The sequence below is a fragment of the Acinetobacter sp. neg1 genome (genome assembly GCF_000788125.1).
Taxonomy (GTDB): Bacteria; Pseudomonadota; Gammaproteobacteria; order Pseudomonadales; family Moraxellaceae; genus Acinetobacter; species Acinetobacter vivianii.
The window spans coordinates 1-17,936 of sequence record NZ_JSZD01000004.1 but is presented as its reverse complement, the minus strand read 5'-3'; the positions used below and the strand labels follow the sequence as shown (position 1 = coordinate 17,936).

11 protein-coding genes and 1 pseudogene are annotated in these 17,936 nt (G+C 43.3%); 6 read left to right on the top strand and 6 right to left on the bottom strand.

From position 1 onward, the window contains the following. Positions 1-13: 13 nt before the first annotated feature. From carB to PJ15_RS00050, 5 genes are all read left to right on the top strand, one after another. The gene (carB, locus tag PJ15_RS00070) at positions 14-3,247 is read left to right on the top strand and encodes a carbamoyl-phosphate synthase large subunit (RefSeq protein WP_047426511.1); all 3,234 of its coding nucleotides are present in this window, start codon (positions 14-16) and stop codon (positions 3,245-3,247) included. A 91-nt stretch (positions 3,248-3,338) separates the two neighbouring features. Continuing rightward, the gene (gene greA / locus PJ15_RS00065; protein ID WP_004774816.1) at positions 3,339-3,815 is read left to right on the top strand and encodes a transcription elongation factor GreA; all 477 of its coding nucleotides are present in this window, start codon (positions 3,339-3,341) and stop codon (positions 3,813-3,815) included. 98 nt (positions 3,816-3,913) lie between these two features. Then, complete coding sequence (locus PJ15_RS00060; RefSeq protein WP_047426506.1) at positions 3,914-4,129, top strand: hypothetical protein; 216 nt, start codon at positions 3,914-3,916, stop codon at positions 4,127-4,129. Between the two features lie 64 nt (positions 4,130-4,193). Next, positions 4,194-4,814: a CatB-related O-acetyltransferase gene (locus PJ15_RS00055; RefSeq protein WP_047426503.1), complete on the top strand. Its 621-nt coding sequence runs from the start codon at positions 4,194-4,196 to the stop codon at positions 4,812-4,814. Positions 4,815-5,047: 233 nt separating this feature from the next. Further along, positions 5,048-5,485, top strand: a complete 438-nt coding sequence (locus PJ15_RS00050) for a universal stress protein (protein WP_004774810.1) — start codon at positions 5,048-5,050, stop codon at positions 5,483-5,485. Between the two features lie 64 nt (positions 5,486-5,549). On the opposite strand, the gene PJ15_RS00045 is transcribed toward PJ15_RS00050, so the two are convergent. Both PJ15_RS00045 and PJ15_RS00040 read right to left on the bottom strand, forming a co-directional pair. Beyond that, the gene (locus PJ15_RS00045) at positions 5,550-6,062 is read right to left on the bottom strand and encodes a hypothetical protein (protein WP_047426499.1); all 513 of its coding nucleotides are present in this window, start codon (positions 6,060-6,062) and stop codon (positions 5,550-5,552) included. 99 nt (positions 6,063-6,161) lie between these two features. After that, positions 6,162-6,479, bottom strand: coding sequence for an MGMT family protein (locus tag PJ15_RS00040; protein ID WP_004774808.1), 318 nt, complete (start codon positions 6,477-6,479; stop codon positions 6,162-6,164). 91 nt (positions 6,480-6,570) lie between these two features. On the opposite strand from PJ15_RS00040, the gene PJ15_RS00035 reads away from it, so the two are divergent. Beyond that, positions 6,571-7,299, top strand: coding sequence for a metalloprotease (locus PJ15_RS00035; protein WP_047426493.1), 729 nt, complete (start codon positions 6,571-6,573; stop codon positions 7,297-7,299). Here PJ15_RS00035 and PJ15_RS00030 read toward each other — a convergent pair. The 4 genes and pseudogenes from PJ15_RS00030 to PJ15_RS18930 form a co-directional block, all read right to left on the bottom strand. Further along, on the bottom strand, positions 7,296-9,026 hold the full coding sequence (locus PJ15_RS00030) for a CapA family protein (RefSeq protein ID WP_047426490.1): 1,731 nt from the start codon (positions 9,024-9,026) through the stop codon (positions 7,296-7,298). The two genes, PJ15_RS00035 and PJ15_RS00030, sit on opposite strands and share 4 nt — an antisense overlap. Positions 9,027-9,045: 19 nt before the next feature. Beyond that, on the bottom strand, positions 9,046-10,710 hold the full coding sequence (locus PJ15_RS00025) for a hypothetical protein (RefSeq protein WP_047426486.1): 1,665 nt from the start codon (positions 10,708-10,710) through the stop codon (positions 9,046-9,048). Positions 10,711-10,825: 115 nt separating this feature from the next. After that, positions 10,826-15,913, bottom strand: coding sequence for a type I secretion C-terminal target domain-containing protein (locus PJ15_RS00020; RefSeq protein ID WP_047426926.1), 5,088 nt, complete (start codon positions 15,911-15,913; stop codon positions 10,826-10,828). Between the two features lie 198 nt (positions 15,914-16,111). Then, a pseudogene (locus PJ15_RS18930) lies at positions 16,112-17,936 on the bottom strand (Ig-like domain-containing protein); the annotation flags it as partial.

The window sequence follows — 17,936 nt, the reverse complement described above, 5'->3', positions numbered from 1 at the left end:
TAAGGAGCGAATAATGCCTAAACGTACGGATATTAAAAGCATCTTAATTATTGGTGCTGGTCCTATTGTCATTGGTCAGGCGTGTGAGTTTGACTATTCAGGTGCGCAAGCATGTAAAGCGCTTCGTGAAGAAGGTTATCGCGTTATTCTGGTCAACTCTAACCCAGCGACCATTATGACTGACCCTTCAATGGCAGATGCAACGTATATTGAGCCAATCACTTGGCAAACTGTTGCACAAATCATTGAAAAAGAACGTCCAGATGCAGTCCTTCCAACAATGGGTGGTCAAACTGCATTGAACTGTGCCCTTGCATTAGATGAGCACGGCGTTCTTGAAAAATATAATGTTGAACTGATTGGCGCATCAAAAGACGCGATTGAAAAAGCAGAAGATCGTAAACTGTTTGATATCGCGATGCGTAAAATTGGTCTGGAATGTCCAAAAGCTGCCATTGCTGAAACAATGGAAGAAGCTTTGGCAATTCAAGCTGGTTTCGGTTTCCCTGTCATCATTCGTCCATCATTCACGATGGGTGGTTCTGGTGGTGGTATCGCTTATAACCGCGAAGAATTCCTTGAAATCTGTGAACGTGGTTTCGACCTCTCTCCTACCCACCAGTTATTGATTGATGAATCATTAATTGGCTGGAAAGAATACGAGATGGAAGTTGTTCGTGACAAAAACGACAACTGTATCATCGTATGTGCGATCGAAAACTTTGATCCAATGGGCGTTCACACTGGTGACTCAATCACCGTTGCTCCTGCGCAAACATTGACAGACAAAGAATATCAATTAATGCGTAATGCATCGGTTGCAGTTCTTCGTGAAATCGGTGTTGAAACAGGTGGTTCGAACGTTCAATTCGGTATTAACCCGAAAGACGGTCGTATGGTTGTGATCGAGATGAACCCACGTGTATCACGTTCATCTGCGCTTGCATCTAAAGCAACAGGTTTCCCGATTGCAAAAATCGCGGCGAAACTTGCAGTGGGCTACACCCTTGATGAATTGAAAAATGACATCACTGGCGGCGTAACTCCAGCATCTTTCGAACCATCGATTGACTATGTTGTTACCAAGATTCCACGTTTCAACTTCGAGAAATTCCCACAAGCTGAGCCTGTATTAACGACTCAGATGAAGTCTGTGGGCGAAGTGATGGCGATTGGTCGTAACTTCCAGGAATCTGTACAAAAAGCACTTCGTGGTCTTGAAGTTGGCGTGAGTGGTTTTGATGAAAAAATCGAAGCTGGTACTGCCAATGCCAAAGACATCATCCTAAAAGAGCTTAAAGTACCTGGCCCAGAGCGTATCTGGTATGTTGCGGACGCATTCCGTCACGGTTTCTCTTTAGATGACGTATTTGAAGCAACCAAGATCGACCGCTGGTTCCTGATCCAGATCGAAGACATCATTAAAACTGAAGCTCAAGTGAAAACTTTAGGCTTTGGTGATTTAAATGCTGACAATATCCGCTCGTTCAAACGCAAAGGTTTATCTGACCTTCGTATTGCGGACTTGATGGGCATTTCACAAAAGCAATTCCGTAAACATCGTTGGAACTTGGGTGTATATCCAGTTTACAAACGTGTTGATACTTGTGCAGCAGAGTTTGAATCTGGCACTGCTTACATGTATTCAACTTACGATGAAGAATGTGAAGCAAATCCATCAAACCGTGACAAGATCATGGTGATTGGTGGTGGTCCTAACCGTATCGGTCAAGGGATCGAGTTTGACTACTGCTGTGTACACGCTGCGCTTGCAATGCGTGAAGACGGTTATGAAACCATCATGGTGAACTGTAACCCTGAAACCGTTTCAACCGACTATGACACATCAGACCGTTTATACTTCGAGCCTGTAACACTTGAAGATATACTTGAAATCGTACGTACCGAGAAGCCTAAAGGCGTGATCGTACAGTACGGTGGTCAAACACCATTAAAATTGGCACGTGCTTTAGAAGAAGCAGGTACACCAATTATCGGTACATCTCCAGACGCGATTGACCGCGCTGAAGACCGTGAACGTTTCCAGCAAATGATCCAACGTTTACAGCTTCGTCAACCGAACAACAGCATCGTAAAATCTGCTGAAGAAGGTATTTCTGAAGCGGCTAAAGTAGGTTATCCGTTAGTTGTTCGTCCATCTTATGTATTAGGTGGTCGTGCGATGGAAATCGTGTATAACGAAGAAGAGCTTAAACGCTACCTTCGTGAAGCTGTACAAGCATCAAATGAAGCGCCAGTCCTGCTTGACCATTTCCTTGATGATGCAACTGAAGTCGATGTTGACTGTGTATCTGACGGTAAAGATGTTGTGATCGGCGGTATCATGCAGCATATTGAACAAGCTGGTATTCACTCTGGTGACTCTGCATGTTCGATTCCTCCGTACTCTCTTTCTCAAGAAGTTCAGGATGAGATGCGTCGTCAAACTGTTGCAATGGCAAAAGAGCTAGGCGTAATTGGTTTGATGAACGTTCAATTCGCAGTAAAAGGCGATGATGTTTACGTACTTGAAGTAAACCCACGTGCATCTCGTACGGTTCCATTCGTATCGAAATGTATTGGTGACTCTCTAGCGAAAGTGGCTGCACGTTGTATGGCAGGCCAATCACTTGAATCTCAAGGTTTCACTAAAGAAATCATCCCAACCCATTTCGCAGTGAAAGAAGCGGTGTTCCCATTTGCTAAATTCCCTGGCGTAGATCCAATGCTTGGCCCTGAGATGAAATCGACAGGCGAAGTTATGGGTGTGGGTAAAACATTTGGCGAAGCATTCTACAAAGCAGTACTTGGTTCAAACGAACGTTTGCCTGGCCTGCCAACTGAAGGCGAAGTGAAGCATGCATTCTTATCTGTTCGTGAATCAGATAAGAAATACATTGCCAACATCGCTCAACAATTGATTGACTATGGTTTCAAACTTGTTGCGACCAATGGTACACACCGTGTATTGAAAGAAGCGGGTATCGAATGTGAAGCAGTCAATAAAGTGACCGAAGGTCGCCCACATATTGTTGACCGCTTGAAAAATGGTGAAATTCATCTTATTGTCAACACAACTGAAGGCAAACAAGCTCAGTATGACTCTGCCATGATCCGTCGTGCTGCCCTCCAAGGCAAAGTGTATTACACCACCACGATCAACGGCGCAGAAGCTGTTTGCCAAGCATTTGCTGTGAAATTGCCAATGGATGTATACCGCTTGCAAGATTTACAAACTGTAGGTTAATTCTCTACCGATAAAGTCCCGTCACCTTATCGGTGGCGGGCTTTTTCTTTTTTTAATCCTGTATTTTCCCAACCAATTTAGAGGGACTGAAATGCAACGTTATCCTATGACTCCCGAAGGCAAGGTTGCCTTAGAGAAAGAATTACAACAGCTCAAAACAGTTGATCGCCCACGTATTATTCAGGCGATTGCTGAAGCACGTGAGCACGGTGATTTAAAGGAAAATGCTGAATATCATGCTGCTCGTGAACAGCAAGGTTTCTGTGAAGGCCGTATTCAGGATATCGAAGGTAAACTTGGTGCAGTTCAAGAAATTGATGTCAAAACACTCGAGCAAAACGGTCGTGTTGTGTTTGGTGTGACGGTCACCATTGAAAATCTGGATACCGAAGAACGTAAGACTTATAAAATTGTAGGCGATGACGAAGCAGATTTTAAAATCAATAAAATCTCAGTAAACTCCCCGATTGCACGTGGTCTTTTAGGTAAAAATGAAGGCGACGAAGTTAAAATTCAAACACCACAAGGTGAAGTTGAATACGAAATCGTAAGTGTTGAATATATTTAACGCTCTCGATTAAGTCTCCAAAGAACTCTTCATTTATTGAAGAGTTCTTTTGTTTCGGGCATGCTGTTTTGAATGAAAATAAAAAATGAGATCACAAGATGCAGGATCGACTGATAAGCGCCTTTGTTTATGCGATTGCTGGGATTTTTTTAGGTCTTTTAATCACGGTGGTATGTGCTCCTTATCTTGATAATAATACCCATCCCGTTGCAATCATTCTAAAAATTACCTTCCTCTGTGCCTTTATTGGTTTTTTATTTCCCAATCAGATTCAACGCCTGTTTACGTGGGTGTGGAAATTTTTCTCTCATTAAAAAAACCACACTCACTTTAGTCGTTATAATGGCAGGGCTTTCTTCTAATTGTTATTGTTAAGATATGGATCAGTTAATCAACTCTCCTGTGAAACACTGGTGCGAGTTCGAATTTATTTCTAAAACGGTGAAAAACCCCAATATCCATATCAAGGGCAATTATTCTTATTATTCTGCTTATTGGGATCAGGGCTTTGAACGTTGTGTGGTGCGCTATCTCCATGATAAGGCTTCCACACCAGAGAAACCGATTGATCAACTTTATATTGGTAATTTTGTCTGCTTTGGGGCCGAGTGCGTGATTATGATGGGTGGTAATCAACTGCATCGCCCTGACTGGATCTCGACCTTCCCCTTTGATACACGCAGCTTTCTGCCTGCGGGTGACACAGTCATTGCAGATGGTTGCTGGATTGGTAGTCGTGCCATGATCATGCAAGGTGTGAAACTGGGTGAAGGTGCAGTCGTGGCAACAGGTGCTGTGGTTACTCAGGATGTTCCACCCTATGCAATCGTTGGTGGCGTACCAGCCAAAGTCATTAAATACCGCTTTTCTGAACAAGACATTGAAAAACTGCTTTCCCTCAAGCTTTATGAACTGGATGAAAAGCAGATTTTAAACATGCGAGAACAGTTGCAGACGGATGATGTGAAAGCACTTCTCGAATACTTTGAAAAAGATTAATCTGACTTTTTATAAATAAATCATGCTTATACCTTATGCTCTTTTTATATAAATTTCATGTAATTTTAATAAAATCGGCACTTAACCATACTCCTATAAATAATAACTATCCCTATAAAAATGCTAGGTTTTATTCTCATCGCAACAGGTTTAGAATAGAACCACAGCTCATATATTAAGCAAATTTTATTGAATCAATTCAATGCAAAATCATAAATATAAGGAGTAACAACATGGCTTATCAAAAAATCTTGGTTGCAATCGATGACTCCGAAATTGCTGCAAATGTCATTCGTGAAGCAGCTCAACTGGCGAAAGCATTAGACAGTGAACTGACCGTAGTTGAAGTAATGACACTCGATCCCTATCTTGCCGATGCCTATATTCGTATGGGCCAAAGCAATGATTTGATCGAACGTGTTCGTGGCTATGTTCAAGATAATTTAACGAAAGCCGAGCAAAAATTTGAAGAGCATGGCCTGACCGTGGCAACACAAATACTAGAAGGCTTTGCTGTACATCAGGAAATTATTGGCGCAGCGCAAAATCTGGGTGCTGACCTGATTATTATGGGTTCACATGGTCGTACTGGTTTCAAACAGTTTGTATTGGGTAGCGTGGCGCAGAAAGTTTTGGCTGAAAGCCATATTCCAGTATTAATTGTTCGCTAGAAAATAAGCTCTGCTGATTGATAAAAAAACATGGTAAATACTTACCATGTTTTTTTATTTTTACTTATTGAGTTTTTAGCTCAATGGGTTTGGCTTTTTCTAAGACGGCATTCGAAATTTCATTTGTCGATACAATTGTTAATGACTGACCATTGGCCTGAAGTTTCTCTTTATTCAGATCATTTAAAACAACATTTGTATCTTTAGTACTGAGACTATACATCGCACCTGTTGCAGGATCGATAATTAGCAAGCCAATTATCCCACCAAATAAAATATTCCCGATATACCAGCCATTCATGCTCGAAGTAACTTTGATTTCTTTCTTTTCATAGCCTTCTTTTTCAAAAATAACTGTATATCTTTCAGGAACAAAGAAACCAGCACCACGATTTAGACTAACCGTAACAGGTGCTTTGCCAACATGAATTTTTTTCCCATCACGATTTAAAATCGTGATATCACTTAATTCAGGTGTGCTCTGAAATGTCATGGTTTGGGTTTTACCCGAAATGATGCTGGCACAACCAGATAAACTGAGAACTACAGCCCCACAAAGTAGAGAAATTTTTTTCATTTAAATACCGAAAACACTAATGTAATTTTATGTAATCGGAGTGTAAATAAACTGTAAAATAATTTCAAGATATTAATTTGGGTCTAAGTGGTGATTATTTTAAGGCTGCCAGCCAAAGGTTTTTAAACTCACCTTGCCATTCAATAAATAGATCCCCTCTTGTTCTAATAACATCTGTTGAACATTTTCACCGCGCTCATTGATTCGGGTCACACTGATTTTCCCTTGAGAATTAATGACACGATACCACGGGATTTCACTTTGCTTGTCTAAATGCTTAAGTACATAACCGACTAAACGCGCATGTTTAGGCAAGCCAGCAAGCTTGGCAATTTGACCATAACTTGCCACTTTGCCATACGGAATCAAGGCAATCACTTCCAAGATTTGTCGATGTAGTTCATTGGTATCTTGCACAATACAACCTATAAAAATCTGCTAAGATGATAAAAATCATGCGAAAACGCTAAACACAATAATTAAAACTCTACGACTTGAGAGAACAAAAATGCGGTTAAAACTCACAGCGCTGACAGTATTTTGTCTGATCTTTAGTGCGTCCTGTACGACTCAAAAATCACCTGTAAAAATCACACCTTATAAATATCATTATGGTTCTTCTGATGATCTACCCGTGGTCAATGTCAGTTTTATTTTTACCACCAATCGCCCAGAAGCCCAAGCCTTTGATACGAAACTGCAAATGTATAAAGAACTGGGGATCTTAAACCAGTATTTTGTCGATGAAGATAACCAAAAAATCTTTAAGTTCAAAATACACCGCTATTATTCTTATCAGGACTTTAGTAAACGAAAATGTGATCTGGCCAATCAACTCAACCAGCCTAGAGCGTTAATCGCTGATCATATTCCTGGCGCTGTTAAAAGCTGTTTTCCCCGTCGCAAAAGCAAAGAAGTCCTCTTCATTATTTATGATTCATACGGCGATAAACTCAAATATGCCGACGTGACCAGTTGGGGTTTTAGAAATCGTGGGCAGCCTTTTATCCTGATCGACTGGGAACGTCTGAATTATCAGATTCAAGCCGCCAGTGTGCACGAGATGGGACATGCTTTTGGCTTAAGCCATGTCTGTGCTCCTAAAGCGACCAAAGCCACACCAACCAATATTATGACCAGTTACGACTGTAAACTCGGTAGCGGTGGCTTACGTAATCTCGGCTTCACCAAAGAACAGCTTAGTATCATGCTTGATAATTACAACCGTTATCCTTAAAATTTGAGTTGTATATAAGCGCCTAATTGATCTTGTCCCAAAGTGTAATCTGCTACGTTAAGTTGTTGGGTTAAAAAATGCTGTGCCTGTTCAAACTGTGTTTCATTCACAGGATAAGGTTGCCAAAAGCTGTGTAAATTATCAGTGAAGATTGGATACAGCTGTACGCTTTGTGCCTTTAAATTAATTCGAACCACCAGCCCATATGGCAACGCCTGATATTTTTCAAACTCGCCATTGCTATTAAACACACCATTACCAATCCCGAAGATCACGGGTTTATGGTTCATCCGTTGAATAGGCTGGATGGTATGCGCCCCATGACCAATCACAAGATCAGCACCGATTTGGGTTAACACCTGCGCAAGCTTTTCCTGCTCAGAATGCGTGCTTTTAAAATCGATGCCCCAATGACAAATCACAATAATCTTATGCTGTGGATATTGCAGTCGATACTGCATGATTTGTTCAAATAGAATGGCATTGATACTCGCCACACCTGCGCTCCGCCCCAGTGCATAAAAATCATATTGCTGATAGGCCGTCTGCCGATGCCAATAGCCATTAAAAATCGCAATACTTTGCTGTTCATTGTGGATTTGCAGGCATTGGTGGGCTTGCTGCTGATCACTGCCTGCCCCGATAAAATTGATCTCAGCTTGATCTAGCAATTCCAAAGTATGTGTGAGACTTGGTTCACCATAGTCCTTTAAATGATTATTGGCGAGGCACAAGGTATTCAAATGTATCCGCTTAAACTCGGCCAGCGTTTGCTTAGGTTGTGCACCCAAAATAAAGGCTTTTTTATCTGTTAATGGTGAATTTTCATCAAGGTTGAATACAGCTTCAAAATTGGCAATATTGATCTCATCTTGGTGGAAAAAATGTTTGATCTTCTCAAAAGAATACGCATAGCCATAACGTTGTAGCGCATCCTCTATTCCTCTGTTTTTTCTTTTATTTGTATAGAACTCACCGAAATAGGTATCGCCAATGATATTGATCCATTCACTTTTTGCCTGAATCTGTTTGGCAGGCGATACCCCTTGTTCAAAATAGTGATAATACGGCACCAAATGATCAATCCGATGCAAATCATCCAAGAGATGAAAAATGCCCAGACTCTGATTTTCATGGCGATAAGAGAAATAATAAGGTTGCTGCTGATGAGAGAAAATGAGAACAGCATCAAGCTGGTGACAGGTTAATACCGCACTGAATGGCGCGATCTCCTGTCCTGCAAGGTTGAATGTTTTGACAAATACCTTATGCAATAAGGACAAAGGCATTTCAAAAATGGCTTGTGCCAGACTTGCTAAATTTTGCAGGGTATTTTGCGCATCATAATGCTCTGGATGAGGAAGCCGTAATCCAAATTGCTGAGCGGTCTGCTTCATCTGAATTTGAGCCTGCTGCCAATCTCTAAACAAAGTACAGCCAAGTGCCTGCTTATGCTCAAGTGTTTGGGTAAAACTCCAATATTGCAATAGCGCTAAAACAGAAGTGTCCTGTTTCAAAAACTGCACTTGTTGATCGCTCTGTTTAAACTGTTGCTCAATTGCAATCCGATCTTCCAGTTGCAATTGACCTGCGAGGATACGTTGCAAAGTTAGATAAACTAAAATCCAGTCACCACAGTCCCCTGCGATTTCAGTTTGCCAGAGCGGATGCTGAAAATTCTCATTGCCGATTTGGCTGATGATCTTGATCTCTTGAGGAAGGCTCATTTATTTCATCCTCAATAATTCAGTTTTCAAAATGCTGAACATAGGCCACATAACCAGATAGATTATGTTCCTGATCATCAATACGGACACGGAAGCGGTCATGCCGGACATAAAAGGCATTGAGGCATTTCTCAGGACATGCCATATACATGGCCACTTCAGGATAGAAAAACCCTGTACGCTGAAAATCGCTACGAAACTCGATCAGCTTTTTTAAATCCTCAAACTGTGCTTTTGCAAATAGCTCATTCAAACCCAGATCCCGAATCCGACACAGCATTTGATAAGCCGCCATCATCATTTCCAGCAAAGTGGCATAGGCCGTTTTACGATTGCGGATAAACACCAGATGCCTGAGGTAATTATTGATACCAAATTGAAAATATTTTTCTTCTGGACAAATTTTGGTGAGCTCATTGGTACAGTAACTCAACCAATGGTCATGATAACGATCATATTTTTGTTCGATAAAACGCTCGAACATACGCTTGACTGTGTTCAACAGCTTTTCATCGGCCTGTAGCTGATACAGACGTAACAAGGCCAAAGCCGCTTCACCATCATAATAAATAATGCGGAACTGCTCTTTCACACTATAGTCAGGATAATGAAGAACATGCACGGTTTCCCCTGCTGCATTCACCATCGACAAAATGCCATTGGCCAAAGCTTGGGCATATCTCAGATACTGATCATCCCCTGTTATTTCCTGATATTTACTCAACATTAAAATCGCAGCGGCATTGGCACCCAGTTTGATTTCATTCAGTTGGTTTAGATCTGTGCCATCTCGCATATAGGCCAGATCATTTTGCTTTTCGATATAAAAATGTTTTAAGGCATATTCAATGGCTATTTGGATTTTTGCGATTCTTTGCGGTTGTGAATGGAGGACCAGTGTCTCAATCAAGGCATAGGTCGAAGTACAATGCCGCACTGTATTATAGCTACGGATTTCACGGTCATAGGCGGGAAAAAAACCATAGATAAAACGTCCATCCACCTGAATCTGCTGTTCAAGAAACTGGGCGTTGCCCTCAATCATCTGCATGAAATGCTGTTTTTTGGCTTCGGTTAAATAGCGGATACCATTTTCAGTGAATTGGCTGTGCAAGGGTAATAATTGACCATTTTCATAAAATACGGCATGGCTATCGAAGCTCCAGACCTGCTGGATTTGATTGAGCTGGACTGGATGTGCTTGATGCGAATATTTCTTTGAAATACTCGCATTCAGATTATCTTGATCAAAAAAGTTGGGCGTGTCATAGCTCAAGCCACGGATAATCGCCTTACCATAAAGCTCCTGTTCCAAAAAACAGATCTGGAAATTCTGATCAAAACTGATGCCTTTGCGATAATGATTATTATGAAATTGACATTTTAAGTCTTGCTCGATTTTCTGCCAGTGCTCTGACTGAATGTTATAGGCCAGATCGAATTTTAAAAATTCTGCCAGTTGCCCCTGTGCCTGCAATTCTTGATCAAGAAAGGTAAACAGCTCCTGTTGCGCATATTGAAACTCGGTCAAAGATGTATTCCAGACGTGGCAACGTTGTGTTCTTTCACCATAAGACAAGAAAATAACCGTGTCGGCTAAATCCAAATGTTGCTGAACCCTTTCAAAGTAAGCGCTGAGTCGGTTTTTAAGTTGTTCAAGTGCTGAAATCGTCGTAATCGTCATAGATGCAGTTGTTAGAATTTTTAAGCGTTTTAAACAAGATAGCACAATTTTTTATGATCTTCTCAAAATGAAAAAGAGAACCCGAAGGTTCTCTTTTTACGCTAAAGATTTAGGATTAGTAAATGATCTGGTTGTTATTTAACAGCGTATTCAGATCTGTTGTTACACCTTCAAGTACTAACAATGGTGTATAAGTACTGCTACCAAGAATACCAGGGTCACCATTACGATCGATTTCAATCGTTGTATTACCGCCACTTGTAGTTACGCGTAGGTATTCACTAATATTAAGCGCATTTTGATCCCCATCCAACAGATGCTGGATATCGATCTTGTCCGCCTGATCATTGTAATTCGCCGCACCTGTATTGGTGTTGCCAACAACAAAGTCTGTCCAGTGATCAACACCATTACCGCCTGTATTTGCACCATTACCCGCTGATGCCAAACTACCGTTCAGGATTTGGAAGATCAGGGTATCTGATCCTGTACCAGTCGTGATGGTATCGTTTGCAGCTGTACTGGTATAAAGCAGGTTGTAATCAGAATGAGTCAAGTCAATATTCAAGGTTGAAGTCGACTCAGTACCTGTTGCAGAAATGATCTTGTAATCAATACTATCCGCAGATGTTAAATGTGTGGTCACATTGACATCATTTGGACGGTATTCATACGCACCATTGGCTTGCATGATCAAGATACCGTTACCTGTATTAATGCTTTGTCCAACAGCATCTACATATGATCCAGCAACACTATCCCACACCTGAAGTTTGTAGCCCTCATGTGTTGGAAGTCCTGTATCCGCAACCCCACCAATATCATCTCCGAGTAACACGTTACCATTGATCCATTCAGAGCTGTATTGATCCAAATGAATCGCTGTTGTAGTGACACTTGTATCTAAGGTGGTTGCGCCTAGAGATACGCCTTGTAAAGTGTATTGAACTCGATACAGACCTGCTGCCAGATAATCAACATTATCCTGGAAGGCTACACTGCCCGCCTGAATCGTTGCCAGACTACCCAATGCAGTTTGTGAACCCGTATAGATGGTATTGGTCCATGTCAAACCGCCATCTGTACTACGTTGAATCACATAGCTGACCGTTGGCAACAAGCTCGCAAGTGGCTGAGCAGTATAGACTGCAGCGAGATCAATATTGGCTACTGTTCCAGCCGCTACTGTAAAGCTATTCGAAGTCACAGAAGTCGAACCGATGAGATTGACCGTAATATTAGGACTATCTACATCAACTGCTGCATCTCTAGCATTCGAGAAGTCTGTTGTTGCAGTTGCAGTATCTGCATTTGCAGCAAACTCAACAACACCATCATTACCTGGGTTGGCTGTATCCCAAACCACAGTTGCATCAGGTGAACCCACCTGAATATGCAATTGCGCTGTATCCGTCGCACCCGTCAGAACATCACGGATGGTATAGGTAAATGTATCGACTTTACCCACCGCACTCAAATCAGTGGTATTCGGTGTATAGGTGTACGAACCGTTAGCAGAGATCACCAGCGTACCGTAAGCCCCAACGATTGTTGTATTGGTTCCAATCGTTTCAGTTGGCGCACCAGCAACTTCTGAAGTCACTGTTGAAACCTGTGTGGTCAAGGTAATTGAATCACCTGTTAACACATTGCCTTCAGCCTCAATCGCTGTATTGGTCGGTGCAACGGTATAGTCGAAGTCATCTTTCACTACACTCATGGTACCCAAGATACCGACGCCCACACCTGTGTAGACCATGAAGGCACGGTATTCGCCCTGACCTAGATCAGGTACTGTTACACCAATACCACCACTACCTAACAGACCGATGTTAAGCAATCCAGTGCTTGAACCACCATCAATGTTATGCCAAGTACCGTCTGCTGCTTTTTCTTGCAGAACCACCTTGTAGTCATTGAATAAAGACAGTGAAACTGTTGGTGCGTAAGAGAATGTCACATCCGCCCCATGTCCAGCTGCAATATTAAATTTCACACTTGGTGTACCCAGTAATGAAAGGTTGAGGTTCTCAGACAATCCAACCAGTAACAGATAACTTGCTGAACCGACTGCAACACCCAACTGACCTTGTGGAACAACATCAATACCCGCAGACACCACATCATCAATCGCATCTACAGGTGTAGCCACGATATCAGCTGGTTGTGAAGGATCCGTTGGATTCCAGGTCATATCGACAGCATCACTATCAATATGGAAGTACAAGGTTGCTTGCGATGAATTCACACCATCCGTCAAGGTATAGGTAAATTGATCGACTTGGCCCACACCACTTGCATTGGCAGTTGGTTGATAGCTGTAATTACCATTTGCGTAAATCGACAATGTACCGTAGTCACCGACAATCGTTGTGACACCCGTCGCATTCACGGCATGTGCAACACCATTGAATTCAACGCTGGTGATGCTACTGAAGCCAGAGGCTGTATCTGCATGTCCATTGAGACCAATGTCATGGATCACATTACCTTCCGCAGCTTCTACGCTGTAACCCGTAATGTTGGTTGCATCAAATACATCTTTCTGAACAGAAAGCGTACCCAGCAAGCTAACACCAATACCGCTACCCGCATAGGTCATAAAGGCTCTGTACTGACCCGCACCTAAACCATCTAATGTGATTGAATTACCACCAAAGGCTGCAAGGCTCAGTAAATCAGCATCGCCTGTACCATGTACAGCGACCCATTGATTCGTCGCAGTATCAAATTTCTGAACCACAAGTACATAGTCAGCAAGCAAGCTTGCATCGATTAATGCACTGTAATTGAACGTCACATCATTTAAGGTGTTATCGGTTAAGGTAAAGCCGACGCCTTGCCCACCCAACTGGAAGTCAAAATTCTCAGTTAAGCTTACTAAGGCCAGATATAAGTAGCTGCCTACCGCAACATCGTTACCAATTTGCAGATATTCTGGATTAATCTCGGCAACTGCAAGGTCATCTACCGCAATCACTGGCGTACTGTTGCCAATCGTGAAGTCCAGACTTGCACTTGACGAGTTGCCGCCCAATGGATCTGACAAGGTATAAGTGAAGTGATCCACCAGACCTAGATTTGCATTGGTATTATTCGGTGTATAGATATAATCACCATTTGCAAATATTTGCAGTGTTCCGTATTGACCAACAATGGTTGCACCATTGGTGAGATCAACTGTGGTTGTTACACCATTGAACGTTACAGAACCCACAACTGTGTAGCCTGTGACTGAGTCAGCATTGGTACCCACACCTAGACCAGTAATCACGTTGCCTTCTGTCGCAACACCTGTGTAATCCACTTGTGTTGGATCAAAGACATCCATGGTACCTGTCAATGTACCGAGGATACTCTTACCATATAGGCCGTTATAGGTCATGAAGGCACGATATTGTCCTTCTTCCAGACCTTCAAGAACCACTCCCGGAGTTGCATTCAAGCCGATACCTAACACACTAAGGTTAAGTAAAGATGCTTCACTGCTACCCGTAATCGATTCCCAACGATTCGTTACGGTATTGAATTTCTGTACGACAAGTTGGTAATCGCCCAATGCACCTTCATTAATCAGACTGCTATATTTGAAGGTTGCTGTACCTTGCTCACCCGCAGCCACATTGAAGTTCACTGTGCTGTTCACAAATGGTAAAGGTGCTTGTAGGTTGATACCCGCCAACGATAGCAATGCAAGGTAAGTTGCGCTGCCCAGAGCACGATCATCTTCAATAAGATGCGGTTGTGCGCTAATTCCAGCATTCACTGCATCATCAGCTGCAATAATCGTTACTGTTGCTGGTTCTGAAGGATCCGCTGGGTTCCAGTTCATATCGACAACTTTACTATCGAGGTGAACATAGAAGGTCGCTTGTGAAGTCGTACCTGATGCTGGATCTCGTAAGGTGTAAGTAAACTCATCTACCTGTCCTAAACCAGCACTGTCAGGATTTGGTGTATAGGTATAGTCGCCATTTGGATAGATCACTAAAGTACCATGATCACCTGCCACCGTAGTTGGAGAGCCAGTGATAGCAACACCATTAATTTCACTAATCACACTGTTCGGCGTTGCGATATCAATCGCACCATTGGTATTTGGATCAGAGATCAAGTTACCATGAGCTGCAACAACATCGTATCCGGTGATAACCGCAGGGTTGTAGAGATCCACCTCACCATTCAAGGTCACACCGACTGCACCACCAAGCAGACCGTTGAAGGACAAGAATGCTCGATATTCGCCTTCAGTCAAGCCAGCAATTTGCGCGGTTGGTGTCGTACCTAATAAGGTCAGATTCAATAATGAACGGTCACCTGTACCATTCACCGCTTCCCATTGACCAGTCACTTCATTGTATTTTTGCAATACAACATTGTAGTTACCGAGTGCCGATGCACCAATCAGGCTGTTGAAGCTAAATGTTGCAACACCTTCTTGTCCAGCAGCGACATTGAAATCAACGGTATCCACAGTCAACAGTTGCAAGTCGACCAGATTTCCAACATTCAATAACACGCCATAGAATGCCGAATCTGTTTCTGTGCCCACCAATTGATATTGTGGATTGATTTCCACTTCAACCAAGTTGTCCGCAGCACGGATTGAATCGAACACAATATTCAGATTTGCTTCTGTCGTCGCACCTGTGACCGGATCGGTTAAGGTATAGGTGAATTGATCTGTTTGACCGACACCTGAACCATTCGCGAACGGAACATAGGTATAACTACCATCTTGATGGAAGGTAATCGTTCCATATAAACCATCGAAGCTTTCGCCATCGGCATCAATTGCATGGCCATTCACAGAAGATACAATCGTTGTCGATGTGATTTGATCGACTTGTCCTGTTGGATCTGGATCAAGGATCACGTTACCTTCTGCATTGCCGACTTCATATCCGCCAGGGATCGATAGATCATAATCATCCATCGTCGCAGACAAGGTACCAAGTACACCAACACCTAATAAGCCATCGTAAGTCAAGAAGCCACGGTATTGTCCTGCTTCCAGACCTTCGAGTACGACACCTGGAACATTTCCAATGCCAAGACCAAGTAAGTGCAGGCTAAGCAATGAAGCATCGCTATCGCCGTGGATAGATTCCCATTGATTCGTCGTCGTATTAAATTTTTGTACAACTAATTTATAGTCGGACAACAATGCAGCATCAATTAAGCCACTGTATTGGAATGTCACAGTACCTTCATGGCCTGGATCTACCTCAAAGCCAAGTGAGTTACCACCAAGTTGAAGATCAATACCTGCCAATGAGGTTAACAATAGATATGAAGTACTACCCAAGCTCACATCATCTTGAACCAACGCTGGTTGTGGACTAAGGACAGCGTGTCCAATGTTGTCGTAAGCGATTAAGGTACCTGTATTCACAGTATAAGTAACATCGCTTGTCACATCACCCACGTTACCTGCTGCATCTGTCGCCTTAACAGTGACGTTAATCACTTTATCAGCATCGGCAACCAGCTCCGCACCAGCTACAGAGATACTCCATAGACCGCCCGCTTGAACTGTAGTGCTGATATCCACACCATTTACATTGACGATGACTGCATCACCAACCGTAAACTCTCCAGTGACCGTACCACTAATGGTTTGGTTCACTCCAGCTTCAGTTGAATCAACAATATTGTCTCCTGTAATCGGATCAATTGTGACCGTCGTTGTAGAACTATCTGGTGGCGTAATATCCACTGTATAGACTTGAGTATCGGTGATGTTACTGCTGTTGCCTACCGCATCCGTGAAGGTTGCAGTAGCAGCAATAGTCTTGTCATTGTCAGCCAGCAAATCACTGCCCGCTACATCTGCAGTCCATGTACCCGCTGCTGCATCAACAGTCGCGGTGTACGTCACACCATTGATAAGGAGTGTAACAACCGTGGTTGCTGCATCTGCAGGGACACCGGTTAAGGTACCTGTCACAGTAATGGTTGTAGTTGATTCAGCTGCATTCAACACGTTGTCTGCAGTCACATCATCAATGGTTAAGGTTGCACCTGCTGGATTTGGTGGCGTGAGATCCACTGTTTCTGTACCTGGTACAGATGGGTTGCCTGCAGGGTCAGTGGCAATTGCCGTGATGGTATCACCATCCACCAAGCCACCTGGGTTTGGTACAGTCCATTCGCCTGTCACTGGATCAGTCACCACATCAACGGTTGTGCCATCCGGGAAGGTTACAGTCACCGTTGAACCTGGTTCTGCGGTACCCGTGATTGGATCGGTACCATTGACCGGATCAATCTCTGGCGCTGCTGGTGCAGTCACATCCACGTTATAAGTTTGTGTGTCGGTGACTGTGCTGCTGTTACCTGCTGCATCGGTGAAGGTTGCTGTCGCATCGATGGTCGCATCTGGATCTGCAAGTAAGTCACTACCTGCCACATCTGCGGTCCAGTTGCCTGTCGCTGCATCAACAGTCGCTGTGTACGTCACACCATTAATAACGAGGGTCACCACCGTGGTTGCTGCATCTGCAGGAATACCGGTTAAGGTACCTGTCACAGTAATGGTTGTAGTTGATTCAGCTGCATTCAACACGTTGTCTGCAGTCACATCATCAATCGTTAAGGTTGCACCCGCTGGATTTGGTGGCGTGAGATCCACTGTTTCTGTACCTGGTACAGACGGGTTACCTGCAGGGTCAGTGGCAATTGCCGTGATGGTATCACCATCCACCAAGCCACCTGGGTTTGGTACAGTCCATTCGCCTGTCACTGGATCAGTCACTACATCAACGGTTGTGCCATCCGGGAAGGTCACAGTCACCGTTGAACCTGGTTCTGCGGTACCCGTGATTGGATCGGTACCATTGACCGGATCAATCTCTGGCGCTGCTGGTGCAGTCACATCCACGTTATAAGTTTGGGTGTCGGTGACTGTGCTGCTGTTGCCTGCTACATCGGTGAAGGTTGCTGTCGCATCGATGGTCGCATCGGTATCTGCAAGTAAGTCACTACCTGCTACATCTGCGGTCCAGTTGCCTGTCGCTGCATCAACAGTTGCAGTGTACGTCACACCATTGATAAGGAGTGTCACCACCGTGGTTGCTGCATCTGCTGGGATACCGGTTAAGGTACCTGTCACGGTCACTGTGCCCGTTGATTCTGCGGCATTGAGTGTGTTGTCCGTGGTGACTGGTGCAACAGTCAGTGTCGTACCCGTGGTATCTGGTGCAGTGGTATCTACAACATAGTTG